This is a genomic window from Staphylococcus sp. HMSC061G12 (genome assembly GCF_001838465.1).
GTDB classification, from domain to species: domain Bacteria; phylum Bacillota; class Bacilli; order Staphylococcales; family Staphylococcaceae; genus Staphylococcus; species Staphylococcus simulans.
The window spans coordinates 64,289-89,704 of sequence record NZ_KV837068.1 but is presented as its reverse complement, the minus strand read 5'-3'; the positions used below and the strand labels follow the sequence as shown (position 1 = coordinate 89,704).

The 25,416-nt window shown below is 38.1% G+C and carries 23 protein-coding genes and 1 pseudogene; 1 reads left to right on the top strand and 23 read right to left on the bottom strand.

From position 1 onward, the window contains the following. Positions 1–8: 8 nt before the first annotated feature. From HMPREF2937_RS06765 to HMPREF2937_RS06700, 14 genes are all read right to left on the bottom strand, one after another. A complete protein-coding gene (locus HMPREF2937_RS06765) occupies positions 9–341 on the bottom strand; it encodes a putative DNA-binding protein (protein ID WP_002480671.1) in 333 nt (110 codons plus the stop codon). Then, positions 328–1,563: a signal recognition particle-docking protein FtsY gene (gene ftsY / locus HMPREF2937_RS06760; protein WP_002480670.1), complete on the bottom strand. Its 1,236-nt coding sequence runs from the start codon at positions 1,561–1,563 to the stop codon at positions 328–330. Before ftsY ends, HMPREF2937_RS06765 begins: the two co-directional genes overlap by 14 nt. Then, positions 1,560–5,129 (bottom strand): chromosome segregation protein SMC, encoded by a 3,570-nt coding sequence (gene smc, locus HMPREF2937_RS06755; RefSeq protein WP_070864272.1) that lies wholly within the window; start codon positions 5,127–5,129, stop codon positions 1,560–1,562. Before smc ends, ftsY begins: the two co-directional genes overlap by 4 nt. A 40-nt stretch (positions 5,130–5,169) precedes the next feature. After that, entirely contained in the window at positions 5,170–5,877 is a 708-nt protein-coding gene (gene rnc / locus HMPREF2937_RS06750) for a ribonuclease III (protein ID WP_371106790.1), read from the bottom strand. A gap of 159 nt (positions 5,878–6,036) precedes the next feature. Further along, positions 6,037–6,270: an acyl carrier protein gene (locus HMPREF2937_RS06745; RefSeq protein ID WP_002480667.1), complete on the bottom strand. Its 234-nt coding sequence runs from the start codon at positions 6,268–6,270 to the stop codon at positions 6,037–6,039. Positions 6,271–6,394: 124 nt separating this feature from the next. After that, positions 6,395–7,132, bottom strand: coding sequence for a 3-oxoacyl-[acyl-carrier-protein] reductase (gene fabG / locus HMPREF2937_RS06740; protein ID WP_070864271.1), 738 nt, complete (start codon positions 7,130–7,132; stop codon positions 6,395–6,397). Continuing rightward, the gene (fabD, locus tag HMPREF2937_RS06735; RefSeq protein ID WP_070864270.1) at positions 7,125–8,051 is read right to left on the bottom strand and encodes an ACP S-malonyltransferase; all 927 of its coding nucleotides are present in this window, start codon (positions 8,049–8,051) and stop codon (positions 7,125–7,127) included. The genes fabG and fabD overlap by 8 nt, the downstream gene beginning before the upstream one ends. Beyond that, positions 8,044–9,030, bottom strand: coding sequence for a phosphate acyltransferase PlsX (plsX, locus tag HMPREF2937_RS06730; RefSeq protein WP_070864269.1), 987 nt, complete (start codon positions 9,028–9,030; stop codon positions 8,044–8,046). Before plsX ends, fabD begins: the two co-directional genes overlap by 8 nt. A gap of 7 nt (positions 9,031–9,037) precedes the next feature. Beyond that, complete coding sequence (fapR, locus tag HMPREF2937_RS06725; RefSeq protein ID WP_002480663.1) at positions 9,038–9,595, bottom strand: transcription factor FapR; 558 nt, start codon at positions 9,593–9,595, stop codon at positions 9,038–9,040. Positions 9,596–9,772: 177 nt separating this feature from the next. Further along, positions 9,773–11,827: an ATP-dependent DNA helicase RecG gene (recG, locus tag HMPREF2937_RS06720; protein WP_070864268.1), complete on the bottom strand. Its 2,055-nt coding sequence runs from the start codon at positions 11,825–11,827 to the stop codon at positions 9,773–9,775. Position 11,828: 1 nt separating this feature from the next. After that, the gene (gene sdaAA / locus HMPREF2937_RS06715) at positions 11,829–12,698 is read right to left on the bottom strand and encodes an L-serine ammonia-lyase, iron-sulfur-dependent, subunit alpha (RefSeq protein WP_057511041.1); all 870 of its coding nucleotides are present in this window, start codon (positions 12,696–12,698) and stop codon (positions 11,829–11,831) included. Between the two features lie 19 nt (positions 12,699–12,717). Further along, a complete protein-coding gene (sdaAB, locus tag HMPREF2937_RS06710; protein ID WP_023015722.1) occupies positions 12,718–13,380 on the bottom strand; it encodes an L-serine ammonia-lyase, iron-sulfur-dependent subunit beta in 663 nt (220 codons plus the stop codon). A gap of 238 nt (positions 13,381–13,618) precedes the next feature. Continuing rightward, positions 13,619–15,265: a fatty acid kinase catalytic subunit FakA gene (gene fakA / locus HMPREF2937_RS06705; RefSeq protein ID WP_070864267.1), complete on the bottom strand. Its 1,647-nt coding sequence runs from the start codon at positions 15,263–15,265 to the stop codon at positions 13,619–13,621. 12 nt (positions 15,266–15,277) lie between these two features. Further along, complete coding sequence (locus HMPREF2937_RS06700) at positions 15,278–15,652, bottom strand: Asp23/Gls24 family envelope stress response protein (RefSeq protein WP_002480658.1); 375 nt, start codon at positions 15,650–15,652, stop codon at positions 15,278–15,280. Positions 15,653–15,999: 347 nt separating this feature from the next. Here HMPREF2937_RS06700 and rpmB point away from each other — a divergent pair, with 347 nt between their 5' ends. Next, on the top strand, positions 16,000–16,188 hold the full coding sequence (rpmB, locus tag HMPREF2937_RS06695; protein WP_000517908.1) for a 50S ribosomal protein L28: 189 nt from the start codon (positions 16,000–16,002) through the stop codon (positions 16,186–16,188). A gap of 209 nt (positions 16,189–16,397) precedes the next feature. Here the strand turns inward: rpmB and HMPREF2937_RS06690 are convergent, their stop codons facing one another. From HMPREF2937_RS06690 to HMPREF2937_RS06650, 9 genes and pseudogenes are all read right to left on the bottom strand, one after another. Then, complete coding sequence (locus tag HMPREF2937_RS06690) at positions 16,398–17,048, bottom strand: thiamine diphosphokinase (protein ID WP_023015724.1); 651 nt, start codon at positions 17,046–17,048, stop codon at positions 16,398–16,400. A 14-nt stretch (positions 17,049–17,062) separates the two neighbouring features. After that, entirely contained in the window at positions 17,063–17,725 is a 663-nt protein-coding gene (gene rpe / locus HMPREF2937_RS06685) for a ribulose-phosphate 3-epimerase (RefSeq protein WP_023015725.1), read from the bottom strand. After that, positions 17,725–18,600 (bottom strand): ribosome small subunit-dependent GTPase A, encoded by an 876-nt coding sequence (gene rsgA / locus HMPREF2937_RS06680; RefSeq protein ID WP_002480655.1) that lies wholly within the window; start codon positions 18,598–18,600, stop codon positions 17,725–17,727. Before rsgA ends, rpe begins: the two co-directional genes overlap by 1 nt. 134 nt (positions 18,601–18,734) lie before the next feature. After that, positions 18,735–20,729 carry a Stk1 family PASTA domain-containing Ser/Thr kinase gene (gene pknB / locus HMPREF2937_RS06675; protein ID WP_031262705.1) on the bottom strand — a complete coding sequence of 665 codons (1,995 nt, stop codon included), beginning with the start codon at positions 20,727–20,729 and terminating at the stop codon, positions 18,735–18,737. Then, positions 20,729–21,472, bottom strand: coding sequence for a Stp1/IreP family PP2C-type Ser/Thr phosphatase (locus HMPREF2937_RS06670; protein WP_070864266.1), 744 nt, complete (start codon positions 21,470–21,472; stop codon positions 20,729–20,731). The genes pknB and HMPREF2937_RS06670 overlap by 1 nt, the downstream gene beginning before the upstream one ends. 6 nt (positions 21,473–21,478) lie before the next feature. Further along, positions 21,479–22,573 (bottom strand): annotated as a pseudogene (gene rlmN, locus HMPREF2937_RS06665) (23S rRNA (adenine(2503)-C(2))-methyltransferase RlmN). Between the two features lie 3 nt (positions 22,574–22,576). Further along, positions 22,577–23,881: a 16S rRNA (cytosine(967)-C(5))-methyltransferase RsmB gene (rsmB, locus tag HMPREF2937_RS06660; RefSeq protein ID WP_070864265.1), complete on the bottom strand. Its 1,305-nt coding sequence runs from the start codon at positions 23,879–23,881 to the stop codon at positions 22,577–22,579. After that, positions 23,881–24,813 carry a methionyl-tRNA formyltransferase gene (fmt, locus tag HMPREF2937_RS06655; RefSeq protein ID WP_070864264.1) on the bottom strand — a complete coding sequence of 311 codons (933 nt, stop codon included), beginning with the start codon at positions 24,811–24,813 and terminating at the stop codon, positions 23,881–23,883. The genes rsmB and fmt overlap by 1 nt, the downstream gene beginning before the upstream one ends. After that, complete coding sequence (locus HMPREF2937_RS06650; RefSeq protein WP_070864263.1) at positions 24,806–25,294, bottom strand: peptide deformylase; 489 nt, start codon at positions 25,292–25,294, stop codon at positions 24,806–24,808. Before HMPREF2937_RS06650 ends, fmt begins: the two co-directional genes overlap by 8 nt. Positions 25,295–25,416 lie beyond the last annotated feature (122 nt).

The window sequence follows — 25,416 nt, the reverse complement described above, 5'->3', positions numbered from 1 at the left end:
TGACCTCCTTATTCTAATTCTTCTAGTTTCTCAATATATTGTTTCAAGGCATCCGGATCTTCAATAGATGCTTTCATTTGAGTATAAATTTCACGACGTTGTTCAAATTTTGAATAAAGCGCTAATTTCGCTTCATAATCTTCTACTAAATCACCAGTTCTTCTTATGTTATCATATACTGCTTGGCGACTCACATCAAAAGTATCTGCGATTTCGCTCAAAGAGTAATCTTCAAGATAAAATAATTCCAAATAATTACGTTGTTTTTTCGTCAATAAAGATTGATAAAAATCAAACAAGTAATTCATGCGCAATGTTTTAACTAAATCATTTTTGCTCATCAGGTGTGTCACCGTCGTTTTCTGTTGTTTCTGCTGCTTCTTCTTGATGTTCTTCAACTGTTTGTTCAATCATGTCCGCAAATAAGCCATAAACATAGCTTTCAGGATCGAATGGTTGTAAGTCATCTAATTGCTCACCTAAACCGACATATTTAACTGGAATATGCAGTTCATTACGGATGGCTAATACAATACCACCTTTAGCAGTACCGTCAAGTTTTGTTAATACAATACCTGTGACATTCGTTACATCTTTGAAGTTACGTGCTTGTGATAATGCGTTTTGTCCAGTTGTCGCATCAAGGCAAAGCAATACTTCATGTGGCGCATCTGGAACCGCACGTCCGATGACACGTTTCATTTTTTCTAACTCATTCATCAAGTTCGCTTTGTTTTGTAAACGTCCTGCAGTATCACAGATTAAAATATCGACACCTTGGTGTTTAGCCGCATTAATCGCATCATACATCACAGCTGCTGGGTCTGAACCTTCGCTTTGGCTGATAACATCTACTCCGACACGTTCGCCCCATACTTTTAATTGGTTGATTGCACCAGCTCTGAATGTATCACCTGCCGCAAGCATCACTTTTTTACCTTCTGCTTTATAACGGTGTGCCAATTTACCGATAGTAGTCGTTTTACCTACACCATTGACACCGACCATTAAGATGACATTCAAACGGCCATCTTCTAAGTTCATCACTTCAGAATTATCGTCTTCTTGTTGATAAATTTCTACAATTTTTTCAACGATAACTTCTTTTAAGTCTTCTGTTTCTTTAATGTTACGTCGTTGTGCTTCTGTACGTAGTTCATCAACTAATTCCATCACTGTGTTGAAACCTACGTCAGCAGTAATCAACATTTCTTCTAAGGCTTCGAAGAAATCTTCATCCACAGTACGATAACGTGCAATCAAGTTATTTAATTGCTCTTGGAAGTTTTCACGTGATTTCTCTAAACCTTGTCTGAATTTCGCACCTAATTTTTGTGATTCAATTTCTTCAAATTCTTCAATAGAAATTAAACCGTCATCAAAATCGAAATCATCTTTCGGTTCTTCTTTAGGTTTTGCTTCAGGTAACGTTGATTTTTCTTCTTTTTCAGCCGGTTTCTTGTCTTCTTCTGACGATTCCGTCTGGTCTAAGTCTTGAAGCTCTTTTTCTTCTTCCGTTGGTTTGCCCGCAAACTTATCTTTTAGTCGTTTAAAAAAGCTCATTTTTCTTCCTCCTTCAACACTTCATCTATCGTATTTAAATTCACACTTACCAGTTTAGATACACCAGATTCTTGCATCGTAATGCCATATAGTCTATCAGCCGCTTCCATTGTTCCTTTACGGTGTGTAATCACAATAAACTGTGTCTTCTCAGATAATTGTCTTAAGTAATTCGCATAACGAATTACATTCGCCTCATCTAAAGCTGCTTCTACTTCATCTAGTATAACAAATGGTGCTGAGCGTACTTTCAATAACGCAAATAATAAAGCAATTGCACTTAATGCACGCTCTCCGCCACTAAGTAATGACAAATGCTGCAACTTCTTACCTGGTGGTTGTACGATAATTTCAACACCTGCAGTTAAATAGTCATCATCTGTTAATTTCAGTTCAGCTTGGCCTCCGCCGAATAACGATTTAAACACTTCTGAGAAATGTCCTTGAACCGCATGGAATGTTGTTTTGAATCGATCCATTACCGCTTGGTCCATTTCACGAATGATTTGTTCTAATGTCGCTTCCGCTTCTCTTAAATCAGTACGTTGTTCATCTAAGAAAGTAAAGCGTTCATACACTTCTTCAAACTGTTCAATCGCATTAAGGTTAACTGGACCTAATTCTTCAATCGACATTTTAGTCAATTTCACTTTCTGTCTTAAAGCGTCAATCGGCTCATCTTGTTCATAAAGGTCTTTTGCTGCTTCAAACGTTAAATGATAATCATCATTTAAGTGATCCATACTATGTGAAATCAACACATCCAATTTGGATTGCTCTGCTTTGATATCTTGATAGCTGTTTTCAATTGATAGGATATCGCGATGTGTTTCTTGAAGTTTGTCATCAAATTCTTCTATTGAAGCGTTCGTTTCTTGACGTTTACCTTTTAATACGTCTAAGCGTTCATTTAAATCTGCTTTTTCTTGTTGTTTGATTTCAATATCTTTTTGAATCGTTTCAAAGGCTTTTTGTCCTGTCACTTCATCCGAGTTGAACAGCTCAATATCTTCCGCTAATTTTTCTTGTTGAAGTTGATTTTGTTTGATTTGATTATCAATACGTTCAAGTTGTTGACGTTGTGTTTTACTACGTTCTTTCAACACAGCTAAATCTGATTGTTTTTGATGCAATTGTTGCTGTAATTGTGCAGTACTTTCTTTACCTTCTTTAGATAATTGCGTCAAACTTTCAATTTGTTGCTCTAAATCGGTTAACTTTTTCGCAAGTTGTTCTTTTTGTTGTTGTTTCGCTTCTAAAGTTTCACGGCTCTTTTCACTTTGATAGCCATCATTTTTCTCAAATTCAAACTCTTCATGTTCACTTTTAATATGTGCTTCACTTTTCTTCAAACGGTCTAATTCTAGTTCGATATTATGCACCGCTTGTTTAGCTTCGTTATATTGTTGACTGATTTTTAAATATGTTTCACTCAATTGATTCGCTTCATCTTTGACTGCTTGAACTTCTTTTTCAAATTGAGTTGTCTGCTGTTCAAATTGTTTCAACTGTTCACGCAACTGCGTCAATTCATCACGTTGTGCTAAAATGCTTTTCGTCTGACGTTGACCGCCACCAGTCATAGAGCCGCCTGGATTCACGATATCGCCTTCTAATGTCACAATACGTGTACGATAACGAATCGCTTGTGCTAATTCATTTGCATGTTTTAAATCATCAACAATAATGGTATTGCCGATCAAATTATAAATAATCGCACTATAGGTGTTATCTACACCGATTAAATCCGCAGCCACCCCGACAAAACCTGTTGCTTGTTGGGCAGTGTTCATAATATCGGCTTGTAAACGTCTTGGTTGAATGACATTTAACGGTAGGAATGTTGCTCTGCCTAAACGGTTTTGTTTTAAATAAGCAATCGCTTGGCGTCCATCTTTTTCAGTATCCACAATGATATGCTGCATAGAAGCACCTAATGCTGTTTCAATAGCTGTAGTTAATTCTGAGGGTACATCAATCACTTCTGCTACTGCGCCATGGATACCGTTCAATGGATTGTTTTTCGCTTTCAAGACATGCTTTACACCATTGAAGAAATACGTATAGTCTTCTTCACGACTGGTTAAACTTTCTATTTTAGCTTTCAATTTATCTGTATAACGATACGCTTGGTATAACTTTTCTTCGTATTCGTTTTGTTTATTTTTCGTTTCAGTCAGTTGTGCTTCATTGTCTTTTTGTTGCTGCTCTAAGGAAGCTAATTGTTGTTGTTTTTCTTTTTGTTGGGCTGTGATTTGATTAATTTCAGACTGAATTGATTTTAATTGGTTGAACGCATCTAATAAACGACTATCTAAACGATTTTGTTTGGCTTCGTTTTCTTCGATAGTGCGTTGGAGGAAGCGAATATCGTTATTAACCTCTGATTGTTCAGACATTAAATCATAATAACTGTTTTTAATCTCTTCAAGTTGCTCTTCATGATCTGCATCTGATACATATAATTGGTCTTCAAGTTTTTTTACTTCTGCAGCTAAACTTTGTTGTTTTTCAGTCAGCGCTTGTTTATCTGCTTTAGCCTGTTGTTGATCTTCAATCAGTTGCGCATGTTGTGCTTTCAATGCTTCTTGTTCTTCTTCATAACGCGCATTCGTTTGTGATTGGTTACGCTTACGTTCTTCTAATACATTCAGCTGACCTGATAATTTTTCTGCTGCTTCTGTTGCTTGGACTAACTGATAATTCAAGCGTTCAATTTCATCGTTTTGTTGATTTAATTCCGCTTTATAATTCGCTAGCGTGCGAGAATAGCGATTTTGGTCTGCTTCTTTTTGCGCTTGTTGGCTCTTTAAGATATTTAAGCGTTCATCTGCTTTACTGATAGCTTCGTTATACTCATTAATATCATGAACCGTCACCAATACATCGCTTTTCTTCATTTCTTTAGATAAATGTTGATACTCTTTCGCAATCGCTGCTTCTTCTCTTAAAGGTTCTACACGACCTTCTAAATCATACAAAATATCTTCAACACGATTTAAGTTTTCTTCTGTTTGATCTAACTTTTGAACAGATGCTGCTTTACGTTTTTTATACTTTAATACACCTGCAGATTCTTCAATAATTTGACGTCTGTCAGCGGGTTTCGCATTCAAAATTTCATCTACACGGCCTTGTGAGATAATGCTGAATGCTTCTTTACCTAGTCCTGAATCTAAAAAGAGATCTGTGATATCTCTTAAACGGGCACGTTCGTTATTTAAATAATACGCACTCTCGCCGCTGCGGTACAGCCTGCGTGTAACGATGATTTCGTCTTCTTCAACGTTTAATTGATGTGCATGATTATCTAATTTTAATCGAACTTCCGCATAGTTTTGTGCTTTGCGATGTTCTGCGCCGGAAAAGATAATATCTTCCATTTTCGAACCGCGTAAAGATTTCGCAGATTGTTCACCTAAGACCCATTTGATGGCATCTGTTACGTTACTTTTACCGCTGCCGTTCGGACCTACAATTGCGGTCACACCTTGGTCAAAGTGGACTTCAGTTTGCTGCGCAAACGATTTGAATCCGACTGCATTGATTGATTTTAAATAAACCATACTTCACTCGATCTCCCTATCACTGTTTGACACAGCTTGTTCATTGTTTCTGATTCATCACTTTATAAGCCTTCTCTGCGGCTTTTTGTTCTGATTCTTTCTTCGTTCTGCCTTGGCCTTCTGCCACCGCTTCACCTTCTAATAATACTTCTGAGGTAAATAGACGGTGATGTGCTGGACCTTCTTCATGAATTAAACGATATGTGACACTGCCTTTATTCAAGCGATGAATATATTCTTGGAATTGTGTTTTAAAGTCAATGACACCCATTAGCGCATCATCTTCAACGTATGGGAAGATAACTTCTTGCGCAAATTGCCATACCACATCTAATCCTTGGTCTAAGTATAAAGCGCCTACAAAAGCTTCAAAGGCATCTGATACGAGCGATGGACGTGTACGTCCACCTGTTTTTTCTTCGCCTTTGCCAAGTAGTATTAATTCATTTAATTTGATTTTATTCGCAAATATTACAAGTGAGGGTTCACAAACGATGGTCGCGCGCATTTTTGTCAGATTCCCTTCAGGCAATCCTGGATATTTGTCATATAAATACCGTGAAACCGTCAATTCTAATACCGCATCTCCTAAGAACTCTAAGCGCTCATTATGCGCAAGTCGGTCCATATTAAAATCGTTGATAAAACTAGAGTGTGAAAATGCTTGTTGATATAGAGGTAAATGGTCATACGTGAGATGTAACATCTCCATTTTTTGTGCAAACTTTTGATTAAAAGCCTGCAGCATAGCGTCTTTCTTATGCTTGGTCAAAAGATGACCTCCTTTTAATTTTACAGAATACAACATCGCGCTGTATGCGCTTATGTGTCTCATTTTACGTGAATTTAATGCAAAACAAAAGAAAAATCTGAGTCGCTGATTAAGACGACTCAGATAATATTGTTATTATTTTTCAAGGTTGTTGATGAAGTTTACTGCGTCACCAACTGTATTGATTTTTTCAGCTTCTTCATCTGGAATTTCAGTACCGAACTCGTCTTCTAATTCCATAACTAATTCTGCGATATCAAGTGAGTCAGCGCCTAAATCATCTTTGAAAGATGCATCTTCAGTTACTTTGTCAGCATCTACACCTAAACGGTCAACGATGATATCTTTAACTTTATCGAAGTTTTCCACGTCGATTCACCTCCTTTAAAAAGCCTATACGACTCTATTATTTTCCCATTTTATCATCAAGAATACAAGTAGGATTACCCCACAAAATAGTGTAATCCCACTACTTCTCGTGAATTAATGGTTATTATTCCATAAACATACCGCCATTAACATGGATAGTTTGGCCAGTAATGTATTTTGCTTTGTCAGAAGCTAAGAAAGCTACTGTGTTCGCAATGTCTGTATCTTCACCGAAACGGCCTAATGGAATTTGTGATTTCATTTGATCTTTAAGGTCGTCATTCAACGCATCTGTCATATCAGAAACGATAAAGCCTGGTGCTACTGCGTTAACTGTAATGTTACGTGACGCAAGTTCACGTGCTGCAGTTTTTGTTAAACCGATAACCCCTGCTTTAGTCGCAACGTAGTTTGCTTGACCAGGGTTGCCGACTGCGCCTACCACACTAGATAAGTTGATGATTGCACCGCTTCTTTGTTTCATCATTTGACGTGTTGCTTTTTGAATACAATTGAACACACCTTTTAAGTTTGTGTTGATCACGTCATCCCATTCTTGTTCTTTCATACGCATTAATAAGTTATCACGTGTAATACCTGCGTTGTTGACTAATACGTCTAAAGAACCGAATTGTTTTACGACTTCTTGAATCATGTCTTTAACTTCATCAGGATTTGCGACATTTGCTTGAATCGCAAAGGCTTCAACACCTTTATCCTTGATTTCTGCGACAACTGCTTCTGCTTTGTCTTTATTGCCTGCATAGTTGACTGCGACATTATAACCTTCTTCAGCTAACTGTAACGCAATACTGCGCCCAATACCTCTTGAAGCTCCTGTTACTAATGCACTTTTACTCATGTTCATTCCATCCTTTAACATCTTCGAGTGTTTGAATCGAAGTTAATTTAACGTCTCTGTTGATTTTCTTGATTAAGCCCGATAAAACTTTGCCTGGTCCGATTTCAATAAAGTGGTCGACACCTTGTTCAATTAAATACTCAGTTGATTGAATGAATTGAACTGGTGAATACAATTGTTTGACCATGTTTTGTTTAATCACTTCTGCGTCAGTTTCAGCTTGCGCATGATAGTTTTGAACAACCGGAATTTCAGCATCGTGCCATTCGAATTGATTGATGTAATCTTCGAAGTCTTTTTCAATGACTTGCATCATAGATGAGTGGAAAGGTCCTGACACTTTTAATGGTAAGACACGTTTCGCACCTAAGCCTTTGCCTTCTTTCACAATACGATCAATCGCTGTTTTATGACCTGAAACTACAACTTGACCTGGTGAGTTGATGTTCGCCGGTTCAATAATAGAACCTTCTTCTGATAAATCTTCACAGATTTTTGCGACATCATCATAATCTAAACCAAGTACCGCTGCCATGCTGCCGACACCGCTTGGGAAAGCTTGTGCCATCAATTCGCCTCTTTTACGGACGATTTTAACCGCGTCTTCGAACGCTAAGACTTTTGCTGCGACTAAACTTGAATACTCACCCAAGCTGTGTCCCATTGTATAGTCCGCATCAACATCACCTAATGCGTTTAATAACGCAATACTATGTGTTAACAATGCCGGTTGCGTGTTTTCAGTTTCGCCTAGTTTACTTTCTTCATCTGTAAACATAGTTTCTAATAAATCAAAGCCTGCCGCACCTTGTGCAGCATCTAAAATTTCAGTAGCTTTTGTATCTTGTTGATACAAATCTTGCGCCATACCTACTTTTTGTGCACCTTGTCCTGGAAAAATAATTGCTGTTTTACCCATTTTGTTCACCTACCGTCTCTTTCATTACTTCAACAATATGTTGTTCTCCTGCAATTTTCGCTTGGCGAATCGCAGAATAAAAAGCTCTCGCATTAGAACTGCCATGTGCTTTAACCACAATACCATCTAAGCCAAGTAATACAGATCCGCCATATTCAGCGTAATCCATTTTTTTACTCATGTTGCTTAAGTCTTTTTTCAAGACTAAGGCAGCTAATTTATTTTTAAAGCTTGCCATTAATGTAGACTTTAACATTTTACCGATTGATTTCGCAGTGCCTTCTAAATTCTTTAAGACCATATTGCCTGTAAAGCCATCAGTGACCACGACATCAGCCGCATCTTCCATTAAAGTTTTCGCTTCAACATTTCCTGAGAAATAGAATGATGGATCAGCTTTCATTAAATCATACGTCGCTTTCGTTAAACTGTTACCTTTTTTCGCTTCAGTTCCGATGTTTAATAATGCGACTTTCGGTGCACCGATACCACGGATTTTCTCAGCGTAAATATTGCCGAGTTGCGCATATTGTAATAAATGTTCCGGTTTCGCATCCGCATTCGCACCGACATCTAAGAACACAAAACCTTTACCTGAAACTGTCGGTAAAGTTACAACTAATGCTGGACGTGCGACACCTTTAATACGGCCGACAATAAATAAACCTGCTGACATCAAAGCTCCGGTATTACCAGCTGAGACACAACCAGAAGCTTCACCGTCTTTAACTGCTTGTGCAGCTCTGACCATTGAACTGTCTTTCTTACGTTTTATGGCACGAACCGGCTCATCTTCCATTTCGATTTCTTCAGTCGTATGACGGAAATCCAAACGATCATGTTTTAGTGTGCACTGTGCTTCATCTCCGAATAAAATTATATGTAAATCTGGGAAGTCATTCAACGCTTGCTCTACCGCTACTAACACGATACCCGGTGCGTCATCTCCGCCCATCATATCAATGGCTAATGTCACCATTTCGTGATCACTCCTCGTTATAATAATACATTTTAAATGTACCTTTAAAAACACATTTATCTTTCACATAAGACGAAACCGCAACAGTAATATATTTCGAACCGAAATCAACCACTTGCGCAAAGGCATGGACTGTATCATGCAGTTTCACTTGTTTTAAAAACGTCACTTGGCTTTCTCTTGTCAGCACCATACTCTTTTGGATTAAAGCAACGCATAACGAATTCGCTTGCGCAAAAAGAATATGTCCACGTGCAATGTCATTACGTGTAAAGACTGAATCTTCCGTAATATAAATTAAAGATTCTGCAGTCACATCTGGTTCTACCCGGATTAAATCTCCGATAATCTCATTTCCTTCTATTGCACGAATATGCTTATAGTTATGCTCAGCAACGGTTTTAATACGTTTACGTAATTCTGGAATCTTCAAAAACGTTCTATCTAATCTGATGGTTTGGATACTGACAGAAAATAAATCACTGAGTTCATTATCAGTCATAAAGGGGTTTTCCTGCAGTCGTTGTTTGATAGCTTCACGTCGTTCTTGTTTCTTCAACTTCATCGCTTTACCCCCTAATTAGTACCAAGTCTTAAGACTACCTACATATCATATCATTTTCTCTTAAATTTGCTCAACAAAAAACACAACAGCCTAATTAAGTATAGTGTATCGAAATTAGTCTGTTGTGTCATGTATTGTTAAATCAAAAGGATTTGTCATTATTTAAAGCGTTCATTTTTAATCAAAACTTGTATGCAAGAGATTTTGTTCTACAAAGTTGCGCAAAATCGCGTATTGGTCTGTAAAGAAGACACCTGATTGAATAAGTTCTGCCGCTTCATCTCTTGCGACTTCTAACATACGATAATCTTCGACTATGTTTGCGACTAAGAAATCAGGCAGACCACTTTGTTTTACCCCGAAGAAATCACCAGGTCCACGCATTTCTAAGTCACGCTCACTCAGTTCAAATCCATCTGTCGTTTGCGTCATAATAGTCATACGCTCAATCCCTGTTTCTGTTTTAGGAGAGGCAATCAGCACACAATAACTTTGATGGTCGCTACGACCGACACGACCTCTTAACTGATGGAGTGTAGATAAACCGAAACGATCAGCATCATAAATAATCATAAATGTCGCATTCGGTACGTTTACACCCACTTCAACCACTGTAGTTGAAACTAAAATATCAATGTGATGTTGGTTAAAGCGCTGCATTACATCATCTTTTTCATCTGCAGGCATTTTACCATGCAGTAAGCCGACGCGACCAACACCATAATGTTGTTCGAGTGATTCATATAACTCTACGACGTTTTGTACATCTTCTAAGTGTTCCGAACTCTCAATGAGTGGACTGATCACATAAGCTTGTCTGCCTTTATTTAATTCTGCTGTCATTTGGTTTAGGACCGATTCATAGGCTTCATGTTTTGCCCACATCGTTTTAATTGGTTTACGACCTTTAGGCAATTGTTTAATCGATGACACATCCATTTCACCAAAAACAGAAATGGCTAATGTTCTTGGAATCGGTGTCGCAGTCATAAAGAGCACATTCGTCATAGCTCCCTTTTCACGTAATGCTTGGCGTTGGTTAACACCAAAGCGATGTTGTTCATCGGTTATCACTAGTCCGACATTTTGGAAAGAGACATCATCTTGAATCAAAGCATGTGTACCGATTAGACAATCAATTGTGCCGTTTTCAAGTTGCTCTAGTAAGAGTTTTCGCTTCTTACCTTTAACTGAACCTGTCAGTAACGCAACATTCATGCGGTCGCCAAATAGCTCCGTTAAACTTTCCGCATGTTGTTCCGCTAAGATTTCAGTCGGTACCATTAAGGCAGATTGATAACCTGCTGTCTTTAAGGCATACATACATAAAGCGGCTACGACTGTTTTACCAGAACCTACGTCACCTTGAAGGAGGCGGTGCATGCGAAGCGGTGCTTTCAAGTCTCTAAAGATTTCATTCACTGCAGTTTTTTGCGCATCCGTTAATTCAAACGGTAAACTGTCAATAAAATCTTTGACTTGTGCTAAATCATAATCAATTTCAATCGCTTCATCACTCGATTTTTCTAAACGATTCAACCACTGCATCCGCAATTCAAATAAGAACAATTCAGTAAAAGCGTATGTTCTGCGCGCTTTTAATAACGCCGTTTTATTATCTGCGTAATGCAACGTTCTAATCGTTGACGCTAGCGATTCTAGTTTATATTTTTGACGTAAATCTTCAGATAGCCATTCGTTAATCTCAATATCATCTAACACTTTACGAATGATATCTCGAAGCGTCTTTTGTTTAATGCCTTCTTTAATGCGATAGACGGGTTCTAATTGTTCGCCGTCTTGTGTTTGTTCTGGCTGATTCGTCGTAAAGAGACGCATGCCATTGATTTCTTGTTTCGCACGATTCCATTTACCTTTAATTGTCACATGGTCATGCAAGTTGATTTTCTTTTTTAAATACGGTTGGTTAAAAAACACAGCTTTAACCGCTATATTGTTGACCATTAAATGGACAGTAACTTTAGAACGGTTTCTGCCAAAAAAAGCGACAGTGGGCGTTGTGTAAACTTCGCCGACCACTGTCACAGTTGATTGATCTTCTGCTTCGTTTAAATCTATAACACTATTATCTTCATAGCGTACAGGTAAATAAAGCACTAAATCTTCTACGTTATAAATATTTAATTCATTTAACACCGCTATACGTTTTGGACCTAAACCTTTGATTTGGTCTAACGTATACGGCTGATCAATGAGGTTTACTTTAGACATGTTAATCACCAAATATTTGTTGTTTTAAGCGTTGGCCGGTTGGTGTTCCAGCGAGGCCGCCACGTCCTGTTTCACGCAGTGCAGAAGGCATCGTCTGCCCGATACGATACATTGCTTCTATCACTTCATCTGTCGGAATACGCGACGTCACGCCCGCAAGTGCCATATCCGCTGACACAAGCGCATTCGAAGCACCTGCCGCATTTCTCTTTACGCAAGGCACCTCAACTAATCCCGCTACCGGGTCACATACTAAACCTAGCATATTCTTCATACAAATTGCAAAAGCTTCAGCTGATTGCTGCGGCGTACCACCAGCCATTTCAACCGTTGCGGCTGCAGCCATCGCAGCGGCAGAACCGACTTCTGCCTGACAGCCGCCTGATGCACCAGAAATGGATGCGTTATTCGCAACCACAAAGCCGAATGCACCTGCTGTCAACAAGAAGTTCAACATATCACGTTGCGTAGGATTAAAACGATGCTTAATCGCAAATAATACACCCGGCACAACCCCTGCAGAACCTGCAGTCGGTGTCGCACAAATTTTCCCCATTGCCGCGTTCACTTCATTGGTCGCCACTGCTTTACTCACCGCATCTAATAAAATCGGACCTGATAAAGCTTGTCCGCTTTCTAAATATCTTTTAATCAGTACTGCATCGCCACCCGTTAAACCCGTTGTAGAAGTCACCCCGTTTAATCCTTCTTCTAAGGCATTTTCCATCGTTTTAAAATGATGCGACATCCCCGCATACACTTCCTCAGCCGTCGCACCCGTCACGTCCATTTCTTGCTCTAACATAATTTCATGAATCGCTTTGTCTTCAGTTTCACATCTCTTTACTAATTCTTCTACTGTTTGAAACATCTTATATCCCCCTCTCTTTCTAATCTTCCATTAAGGATACCGCTGTAACATCATTAACCATTCTAATTTGATCTAAGATAGCTTCATCCGGTCTTTCATCTAATTCACAAGTCATCAATGCAGAATCTCCTTTTTCTTTACGCGCAACTTGCATAGAACCGACATTAATACTGGCTTCGCCTAAAATATTCGTGACTCGTCCGATAGTTCCGAAGGTATCTCGATGAAAGACTAATAATGTTGGATAGTTACCTGAGATACTGATTGGGAAACCATTAATAGCGACAATTTCAATTTTGCCTCCACCGATAGAAACACCTTCTACAGATAATGTTTGATCACCTTTCGTCATACTTAATACCGTCGTATTCGGATGCGGTTTATCTTCGTGCATAGAAATAAAGTTAACCGTCATTCCTAATTCTTCTGCCGTCTGTAAACTGGTCTTGATACGGTCATCGTCTGTATCATAACCAAGCAAGCCTCCAACTAATGCAACATCTGTCCCATGACCTTGATAGGTTTCCATAAACGAACCATATAAATAAATATCGACACGGTCTGGCAAATCCCCGAATAATTCACGTGCAACCATTCCGATTCTGACTGCCCCTGCAGTATGAGACGATGAAGGTCCGACCATCGTCGGTCCGATAATTTCAAAGACGCTTTTAAATTTCATGTTAATTCCCCCTCGCATTAATTTTTGATTATTGCAACTATTTTAAATATTATAACAATTATTCTCGTAAATAAGCACTTATTTTCACACTAATCTTACAAAACTTTTGTATTTCATCGTTTTTGTCATGTACAAACTATAAGTTTTCTATATTTATGCTTACACACAGAAAAATCCACTTAGACCGCTTTAGTCTAAGTGAATTTTTTATATACATTACTTTATATGATTTTCAACGTTATTCTACAGAGAATAAATATGGATAAATCGGTTGATCGCCGACTTGTTCATCGACTTCTGCATCAGGATAAGTTTCTTCTAACCATTCTGTTAATGCTTCAGTTGTTTCTGCATCAGCATCTTCACCTGTAATTACTGTAACAATTTCAGTTTCATCATCCATCATATCAGCTAACAATGCTTTCGCTGCTTCTAATTGTGTTTTCTGACTTGAAACAATTTTACCTTCTTTAAGGCCCATAAATTCGCCTTCTTTGATTTCTACACCATCAATTGTAGTATTACGTACAGCGTTTGTAATAGAACCAGAAGTCACATCTTCTAATGCTTGTGTCATATTTGATTGATTATCTTCTAATGACGCATCTGGTAGATATTGGAACATTGCCGCAATCCCTTGCGGAATAGATTTCGTCGGAATAACTACTGTTTCAGCTTCAACAATCTCAGCTGCTTGATCACTCGCCATTTGAATGTTTTTGTTATTCGGCAAGATAATAGCTTTTTTCGCGCCAGATTGTTCAATCACTTTAACGATGTCTTCTGTTGATGGGTTCATTGTTTGACCGCCGTTAATAATAGACGTTGCACCCATTGATTTAAAGATATCTGAAATACCATTACCCATAGAAATCGCAATAATCGCAGTTTCTACTTGTGGTGTCTCATCGTTAGATTTTTGTTTTTCTTTATTGACCACATTGCGGTGTTGTTCACGCATATTTTCAGCTTTGACTTTAATCAATTCACCATACTCTTGGCCATAGTTGAAGACTTCACCTGGATGTTCAGAGTGCACATGTACTTTCACAATTTCATCATCATTGATGACAAGTAAAGAATCTCCGAATTTAGACATGTCTTCGCGGAATTGCTGCTCATTGAATGAACGTTTATGTTTGTCAAAACGTACCATCATTTCCGTACAGTAACCATAGACGATATCTTCTGTATTAATGACACCATGGAAATCATGTTCGTCATTCACAAATGTTTCAGTATCTAGTTTTGGTTTTGTCGCTTCGACTTTTTCACCTTTCATCGCAATTAAGAAACCTTCATAGACACACATTAAACCTTTACCGCCACTGTCGACTACGCCGACTTCTTTAAGTACTGGTAATTGGTTCGGTGTGTTTTCTAAGGCAACTTGACCATATGCGATAATCGCTTCTAAGACTTCTACACAGTCTTCAGTCGATTGTGCTTTCTCAACACCTGCTTTAGCCGCTTCTTTTGCAACCGTTAAAATTGTCCCTTCTACCGGTTTCATCACTGCTTTATAAGCTGTTTCAATACCCGCTTCAAAGCTTTCTGCGAAGGCTTTCGCATCTAGTGTTTCTAAGTCTTCCATATTCTGACAGAAGCCTCTGAAAATTTGTGATAGAATCACGCCTGAGTTCCCGCGGGCACCCATTAATAAACCTTTAGAAAATGTCTTTCCTAAGGCTCCGATGTGATGTGAAGCATTTTGTTCGACTTCTTCTCTCCCAGAAGTCATCGTAAGATTCATGTTCGTCCCTGTGTCGCCATCTGGCACTGGATAAACATTTAATGCATTGACTAGCTCTGCATTATTTGATAAATTTTGTGCCCCTTGGATCACCATGTCGGCAAATAATTTACCATCTATTTTGCTGATCATCATGTCTTCCTCCTAATGTTTCTTGCCATAATTATTCATACGTACACCCTGTACATAAATGTTGATTGAATTGACTTTCAAATTTAAAGTTTTTTCCAAAGTATATTTAACAGTAGATTGTACATTATTCGCTACTTCAGAAATCTTAATGCCATAACTTACTATAATATACATATCAACGTCAATTGCTTTGTCATTTGAACGCACCACAATTCCGCGTGCATAATTTTCATGACCTAAAATTTCCGCAATGCCGTCTCTGACTTGTTGTTTGGATGCCATTCCGACAATACCATAACATTCTACGGCTTTACCACCTACTACTGAAGCGATCACGTCGTTGGAAACGTCGATATTGCCGTATTCATTGGTAATTTCTAATGTCATTATGAGTTCCTCCTTAAATATAGGTCTAATCAGTTATGATTTATGTTTTGGATTCATTACTTACTATTATATAATGAATAACACAATTTTGCCTTTTAAATGCCGGATTTTACTCTTGGCTCATCCTTATAAAATCATTGCGTGGTTATAAGTCCACGTCGCCGCTTTTTAATAAAAACGCATACATAGACATTTACAAATTATAACACAATTTTGTTCCTTGTTTAGAATAACTTAAAATATTCTTGAAAGCTATAATTTTTGGTTGCCAATCTGAAAAATATATGCTAAATTAGGAAAGTATATCATAAGTCAGTGTGTTTATATTTATTAAAGGAGGTACTTTCATGGGTAAACAATGTTTCGTAACAGGTCGTAAAGCTTCGACTGGTAATCGTCGTTCACACGCTTTAAACTCTACTAAACGTAGATGGAATGCTAACCTTCAAAAAGTTAGAATCCTAGTAGACGGAAAACCTAAAAAAGTTTGGGTTTCTGCACGTGCTTTAAAATCTGGTAAAGTAACTAGAGTTTAATAAATATTAAGCACATGACAAAAACGGCTCGTATGTGGCGGGTCGTTTTTTTCTTGTCTTAAAACAGTGATTTAGTCTTTTTAATGATATATTGTACGAAAAAACAGCGGATGATGGTTTGCTTATGCATCATCCGCTGTTTTTTTATTGATGTGACACGCAGTCTTTCTCATAAAAAAGGCTGTGTGTTTATTTGTATTCAACTCATTTTATAATGAATGCTGTGCATCTCTGCTTCTGATGGCTAGGATACCGCCAGATTCTACCTCGATTGTGCCTCGGTAAGCTGCAATTTCGTTTGAAATGGTTAAGGTTGAGCCTTGGTGGAGTGTTTGGTTTTGAAGCGGATATTTAAAGCCTGTCAGTGAAATCACTGTATTAGGTCTTTGCGGCACAAACGATACATAAGGCATATGCTTATCATACGTCATATGATATTCGCCTTTTTCTAAATATGAAATTTCATTATTCGTATCAATAATGCGAATCACAATACCCGCTTCTACATATTCAGGCACTTGCAGCAGTTGTACGGCACCTAAGAAATGATCCAGTCTGCCGCCTGTCGCACCATAAATATCAATTTCGTCAAAACCGCATTCCACTGCTTCTTTGACACCTAACCCTAAATCAGTATCCGCTTTTTCTGCTTTAACTGGGTTAATATCTAGCTTCGTTTTTAATTCAGAACGTTCCTCGTCCGTCACTGAATCAAAATCACCCAATGAAAAAATCGGTTCAATTTCATGTTCTATTAAAATTAAAGCGCCGCGATCAATACCGCCCCACTCTTCTTCAGATTTATCTTCTAATAAATGTTTCGGCAAATGACGATCGCCGCATAATAGATTAATTTTCATAGCGTCACCCTGCCTTATTCTGATGGTTGTGCTGTTGATTTCAATGCTTCTACAACAGATTGATAACTCGCTTGTTTAAAGAAATAAGAACCTGTCACAAGCATTGTCGCACCTGCTTCTACACATTTCTTACCAGTAATCGCGTTAATACCGCCATCCACTTCAATATCGAAGTCTAAATTAAATTTCTCTTTAAATGCTTGTAACGCAGCCACTTTCTCTACACTGTTTGAGATAAACGCTTGGCCGCCAAAGCCTGGATTCACTGTCATAATCAATACATAGTCGACATCATGCAAAATCGGTTCAATTGCGGCAACAGAAGTACCTGGATTAATCACGACACCTGCTTTAGCACCATGTGTATGAATCAGTTGAATAGCACGATGAATGTGCGGTGTTGCTTCGAAATGAACTGAAATCATATCTGCACCTTTAGAAGCGAATTCTGCGATATATGCTTCTGGGTTTTCAATCATCAAATGCACATCAATCGGTAAATCAGTACCCGCATTTACTGCTTCTAAAATAGGAAGACCAATTGAAATATTCGGCACAAATTGACCATCCATCACATCAAAATGTACACCGTCTACACCTGCTGCTTCTAGGTCTTTCAATTCCTGTTGTAAGTTTAAAAAGTCCGCTGATAAAAGGGATGGAAATACTTTAACCATTAATATCTTTCCTTTCGTGCTGCAATCTCTTCAAATAATTGTACATAATGCGCATAACGGAATTCCGCAATATTGCCAGCTTCTACTTGCGCTTTTACATTACATTTCGGTTCTTTCATATGATTACAATTTCTGAACTTGCAGTCTTGTCCGTATTCTTGAATCTCTAAAAAATAATCTTTTACTTCATCTTTTTGAATATGATCAAAATCAAGTGCACTAAATCCAGGCGTATCTGCCACAAAGCCACGCTTACGTTCAAATAACTCCACATGACGTGTTGTATGCTTACCTCGATTTAATGATTTTGAGATTTGATTCGTTTCTAATTGTAAATCAGGACGATAGGCATTTAATAAAGTCGATTTACCTACACCAGATTGACCGCTCAATACTGCTAAACCATCGCCCCACGCATCGAAAATCGCTTCGACATCGTCATCTTTTCCGACAAATTGCGTTTGATAGCCGATTGCTTGATATACAGCTAAATCTTTCTCTATCTGTGCGATTTGAGTCTCTGATGCCATATCTTTTTTCGTTACCACAATACGTGGTCTCAATTCATAGGAATGCGCAATGACTAAAAAGCGATCGACTAATTGTGTTGAAAAATTAGGTTCGACTGCACTCATCACAATAATTAAATGGTCAATATTACTGACAGGTGGTCTTTTCAATTCATTTTGACGTTCATGTACATGATGAATATAGCCTTCTGTCACATTTTCAATTTCAAAATCTACAATATCTCCGACAATCGGAGAAAATTTCTTCTTTCGGAATAGGCCGCGCGGTTTCGTATCAAAAAGCTCACCATCTGAGTCCACACGATACACACCGCTGATCGACTTGATTATACGTCCTGTTCTCACCGAGACACCTCTCTTATTTCGTTCATTTTCTCTAATACATTATACCAAACGTTCCCTTAATAAACGAACGGATTGAAACAAAGAAAATCCCATCTCAATTCAACTGAATGAATGAGATAGGATTTTGAAATGTTTTAGTCATATGCGACGTCTTTATCTGCGACAATTTTATCGTCTACACGTACGGTATAACCAGCAGTTTTGCCTTTTTCAATTTTTAACGGAATTGAAATCGAACGGTTGCTGTTGATATGAAACGTTTGAACTGCTGAAGAACCGTCATGGTCTTTATCTCTGACAAAAACTTCTACTTTCTGACGTTCTTTATCTTCACCAGAATATGGCACTTGAACCGTTTGTGTCACATCTTTGACTGATGGATTGTCGTCAGCTTTATCTTCATCTTTACCATCATCTTTTCCTAATGATACGACAAACGTTACTGTAGAATCCTCATCAATAGATTTACTCTTAGGTGATTGCGAAATAATCTTGCCTTTTTCGACTTTATCACTGTGTACTTCTTTTTCTTTTACTGGTTTCAAGCCTTTATCTTGCAGTTCTTTTTCTGCTTTGTCATAGCTTTCACCTGTATAATCTTTGACATACACTTGTTTCACACCTAAAGATTCAGTCAGTACGATATGTGTATCATTAATCGGTACTTCGGTATCAGCCGCTATATTTTGATTTTCAATCAAACCACGTTCTAATTTAGTCTTAGAGTATGCTTGTTCTACTGAGATATGTTTGAAACCAAGTTCATCTAATAGCTTCAATGCTTCCGTTTTACTTGTACCGTATAAGTTAGGCATTTGTGCTTTTTGCGGACCTTTAGACAACACGATATTGACAGTGCCATGTTCTTCTACACGCTCACCTGGTGCTGGATCTGTTGTGATAATTTGATTTTCTTGATACTTATCACTATAAGCCCGTTTTGTTTTGCCTACTTTAATATGATGTTCTTTTAAAATCTGTTCAGCTTGTGCTTCTGTTTTACCGCGCAAGTCTGGTGTTTCGATATATTTATTTCCTAATAAGCCGTACGCAATGAAGCTGATAAGACTGATTAACAATAACGCAAAAATTAACGCAAAGAAGAACTTTTTCTTTTTAGACCGACGTTTTTTAGGTACTTCGTAAACAGGTCCTTCTGTACTTTGGAAACGTTGTTGATTCACAATTGGAATTTCCATTGTTTGATGAATCGGTTCATTATCTTTAGTTTCTTTTGCGATTGCTGCTTTATCAATCGCGATGGTTTTAGTATCTGCTTCATCTGAAACATAAGGTGTTTCATCTTCACGACATTTTTCTAACGCACTGCTTAAATCACGTTGCATACTTTCAATATCTTGATAGCGTTTGTCTCTATCTTTTTCAGTCGCTTTTAAAATCACGTTGCTGAGCGCTTGTGGGATATTAGAACGGATATCTGTCGGGTTCGGCATTTGGTCTTGAATATGTTTGATGGCGATACTGACAGCTGTTTCTCCAGTGAATGGCGGTTCACCGACTAACATTTCATATAAGACAATTCCGATTGAATAAATATCCGTGCGTTTGTCTGTTGCTTCACCTTTCGCTTGTTCAGGTGAAAGATATTGCACAGTACCGAGCACATGGCTGGTTTGGGTCATGGCTGTTTCACTTAACGCTTTAGCAATACCGAAGTCTAAGATTTTCAATGTCTTATGTCGGTCTACTAAAATATTTTGAGGTTTAATGTCTCTATGTACGATACCCATTTCATGTGCATGTTGAATGCCTTCAAGTATTTGTTGTGCGAAGTTAACCGCTGTTTCAATACTTAAAGGACCATGTGTTTTTATATATTCGGAGAGTGTCGGACCTTCGATATATTCCATCACTAAGTAGAAATATTCGTGGTCTTCTCCGACATCTTTGACACTGACAACATTATCATGAGAGAGACGAGATGTATTATGCACTTCACGTTCAAATCGTCTCACCATGTCTTCTTTTTCATGTGGCGCAATATGAATCATTTTGACCGCAACTTTAGTTTCTAAGATCAAATCTTCAGCGAGGTAGACATTACTCATGCCGCCTCCACCTAAGAATTCTATGATTTTATAACGTTCGCTGATAGTTGAACCAATCATCATACGCGGTCACCTTCTATTTCTGCCAATACGAAGCTGACGTTATCGGTTGAATCATAGGCTTGTGCTAATTCTAATAAGGCTTGACCTTGTGTTTCTAGCGGTAAATCTTGATTCAATTGTTCTTGAATTAAATGCGGACGGACAAAGTCTGTTAAGCCGTCTGAATTTAATAATAAGTAATCATTGAAGTTCAAACGTTTCACATAGATATCTGCGACTACGAATTTATCTGTACCCATCACTTTGGTAATGATATTACGTTGTGGATGCGTAAAGGCTTCTTCTTCGGTAATTTGTCCTGTCATCACGAGATGATTGACAAAGGAATGGTCGCTTGTGATTTGTTCGATTTCACGGCTGTTGATGAGATAGGCACGAGAGTCGCCGATGTTGGCGATGATGACGCGCTTATCGTAAATCAGGGCGACAACTGCAGTGGTGCCCATGCCTCTAAAATCTTCGTTAGCTGCGGCGTAGTTATAGAGCTCTCGGTTGATGAGCTGCAGGGTGCTGCGCAGCCATTCTTCCGCTTGAGATTCTTCGACAAGGTTTTCTTGTTCGAAGAGTTCTTGGAAGCGGTTGACTACAAATTGACTCGCAACTTCGCCTGCTTTATGTCCGCCCATACCGTCGCATAAAACCAACAGCTGTTGATCAGTCATGTTGTAGAAGATGCCGCCAGCATCTTCGTTCTTTTCCCTATGGTGTCCTGTGTCTGTAAAAAATTGTGCATTTAACATAGGTTCCTACCTCGTTTCTACTTGACGTTCCTTCGCTCTTAATTGTCCGCATGCGGCATCGATATCTGAGCCTTGGTTACGTCTGATTGTCGCATTAATACCTAAACGTTTGAGTTCTTTTTCAAACTTAAAGATATCTTCTTTAGATGTCTTCACGTAATTTCTTTCAGGCACATGGTTCACTGGAATCAAGTTGACATGACAGTTCAAGCCTTGAATTAAATGTGCCAGTTCTCTCGCATGTGTAAGCTGATCGTTTACACCGCCGAATAAACCATACTCAAACGTAATACGACGATTCGTTTTTTCTTGATAGTACTGAATAGCTTCCATTAATTTATCAATTGAATATGCACGGTTGATCGGCATTAATTTAGAACGAATTTCATCGTTCGCCGCATGTAAGCTGACCGCAAAATTGATTTGGATTTCTTCATCTGCGAAATCATAAATTTTAGGGATAATGCCTGATGTTGAAACCGTGATATGACGCGCTCCAATATTTAAACCATTGTCGTGGTTTACAATTTTTAAGAAATCCATCATTTCATCATAGTTCTCAAATGGTTCACCAATACCCATAATTACGATTGAAGAGACACGCTCATCTGTCGCATCTAAGGCTTTTTGAACAGTAAGCACTTGGGCTACGATTTCTCCTGCTTCTAGGTTACGTTTCAATCCGCCGAGCGTAGACGCACAGAATGTACAGCCGATACGGCAACCTACTTGTGTTGTTACACAGACAGAATTACCATATTCATGGCGCATCAACACAGTTTCAATTGTATAACCGTCTTGTAATTCAAATAAGAACTTGATTGTCCCATCACGACTTTCTTGTTTAACGGCAGTTTCTAAAGTCGTGATTGTAAAGTTGTCTTTTAATAATGCGCGCAAGTCTTTAGATAAGTTTGTCATTTCGTCGATTGTATCGACACGTTTCTCATAGAGCTATTCAAAGATTTGTTTTGCTCTGAATTTCTGTTGGCCATGTTCGACTAACCACGCTTGCATCTCTTCATAGCGTAGTGAATAAATTGATTGCTTTTCAAAATCAGGAAGAAAACGATTCTTTTTCTTCTTTTGAGGTGTAATCATGAATTAACTTTCCTTTCTTCTAATCTTTGTAATAAAGAAACCATCTGAGTCAAAGTCTTGCGGTAAGATTTGTAAGGTCTTTACTTCCTCTCCTGTTCTAGGATGTGGGAATGGTTCAAATTCAAAGTCTTTGTTTTGTTTTAAAAATGTATAAATCACATTTTCATTTTCCATCTGTTCTATTGTACATGTTGAATAGACAATCACGCCACCCGGTTTTACAGAATCTTTAATATTATTCATAATTTCTAACTGTAAGTCGACTAATCCATCGACCGTTTCCGGATTTTGTGTATATTTAATTTCTGGTTTATGGCGTAACACACCTAAACCGCTACATGGAGCATCCACTAAAATTTTATCATACTTTGCGTCATATGGCTTTGCCGCATCGTGTTGAAACGCTGTGACATTCTTTAAACGCAACTTACGAATGTTATGCTCAATTAAATCAATTTTATGCTCATGGATATCCGTCGCATCGACATGACCGCTGCCTTTTAATAATTCAGCAGTCTGACACGCTTTACCACCTGGAGCACTACAGGCATCTAAAATATTTTCACCTTCAACAGGTGCTAAGATTTCAGCTACAAACATAGAACTTTTATCTTGGATAGATACATAACCATCTTTAAATGCACGGCTTTCTACTACTGGACGTCCTGACACATGTAAACAATAGTGAATATCGTGATCTTGTGATACTTCATAATCTTCTTTTTCTAAGCGTGCTATCGCATCTTCAATCGTTGTTCTATGTGTATTGACACGTACTGTTTGACCTGGTCGTTCAAGCAACGACTGAGCAATTGCTTCAGTTGTTTCTAAACCAAAGTGTGTCACCCAATGTTTAACAATCCACTTAGGCAAGCTGTACATAATCGCAATACGTTGTTGGTCATTTTCAATATCTGCAGGGTTTGGTAAATCACTGCGCATCATATTACGTAAAATACCATTCACAACTTTACTGTTATGCAGCCCACCACGTTGTTTAGTGATTTCAACTGCTTCATTGATAATTGCGTGATCTGGGATTTTATCTAAATATTGATATTGATAGATACTCATCCATAGTAAACGGCGCATCCACCCTTTAATCTTCGTTTTTACGAAAGGCCTCAAATAATAATCAAGTGTATATTGATGTTTCAACGTACCATAGACTAATTCTGTTAATAACCCTTTATCCGCACGGCTCAATTCATTTTCTTTTAAAACTTCATTAATCTTTAAGTTACTGTACGCTTTGTCTTGGATAATTGCTTGTAATGTGTCAAATGCGAGTGTTCTCACTGTCTGCATTAATTTAATTCCTTCCCAACTAAGTCATCTTGGTAGCCGCTTAAGAAGTTCGCAGTCGGCATACGTTTTTTACCTGATAATTGAATATCTGTTAACGCAATCGCATCAGATGAACCTGTTCCGACAATGATTGCTTTCTTTGTCGTTTCAATAATTTCACCTGGTTTGCCTTCTTTTCCTTCTACTATATGTGCTTGATATAACTTCATATTTTTATCATCTAGTTTTGTATATGCCACTGGCCATGGTGATAAACCACGGATATGGTTGTAAATATCTTGTGCAGATTTTGACCAATCGATACGTTCATCTTCACGACTGATATTTGAAGCGAATGTTGCCTCTTCCTCATTTTGTTCAATACGTTCATTTGTACCATTAATAATGTCTGGTAAAGTTTTCGCAAGTAAATCTGCACCTAAGAAGCTTAATTTATCGTGCATAGAACCTACATCATCATTCGCTTCGATGTCAATGGCTTGTTGTGAAATGATGTCGCCTGCATCTAGTTTTGGTGCCATATACATAATCGTAACGCCTGTTTCTTTTTCGCCATCGATAATCGCTTGATGAATCGGGGCACCGCCACGGTATTTTGGTAATAATGAAGCGTGCACATTAATTGCGCCTAAACGTGGCGCATCTAACAATGCTTTCGGTAAAATTTGACCGAATGCTGCTGTCACAATTAAGTCTGGTTTTAAATCAATTAATGCTTGTAAATCTTCTGATTGTGAAATTTTTTCAGGTTGATAGACTTCAATCCCATTTTGTAATGCCACTTCTTTTACTGGCGGCGGTGTCATAACACGCTTACGCCCTACTGGACGATCTGGTTGTGTTACAACCGCAATCACATCTTCTTTCGCGATTAACATTTCTAATACTTTTGTGGAGAAATCTGGTGTTCCCATAAATATAATTCTACTCATCTTCTAAATACGCCTCCAATTCTTCTTCAGTCAATTGTTTTTCCATCTTATCTGTAAAAGGCACGCCATTTAATTGATCTATAATATGAAGAATCATGCGTGCAATATCATCATATGCGGTTAATTCTACTGTATTGCCTTCAACATCATTACTTTGAACGACAATCATTTGACTGCGTGTAACTGTCCCAAAGATATCTGGAAACGATACATCGCCTTCTAGTTCAGTCACTTTCGTTTCTGATTCACTGACAACACGTGGATTGATTAATTGAAGTAATCCGTCCGCTTCCATATCGATAATCGCTGCTTGTTGTGAAACCCCAATTTGTGGTGCACACAAAGCAGATGCTTCTGTTTCATATAAAGTATCCTCTATATCTAATAATAACTGTTTCAACTGACTATCAAACGTTTTAACATCCTCTGCTTGTTGACGCAATATTGCGCTTGATGCAGACACTAAAGGTTTCACTGCCACATTCATCGACTCCTTAAAAAATTCATCTAATCATTATATCGTAAAACACTCAGAAAAGCGATACATCCACAAAAACAAACAACAAATTCCTAATAAAATTAAGATTTAAAACAAAACAAAAT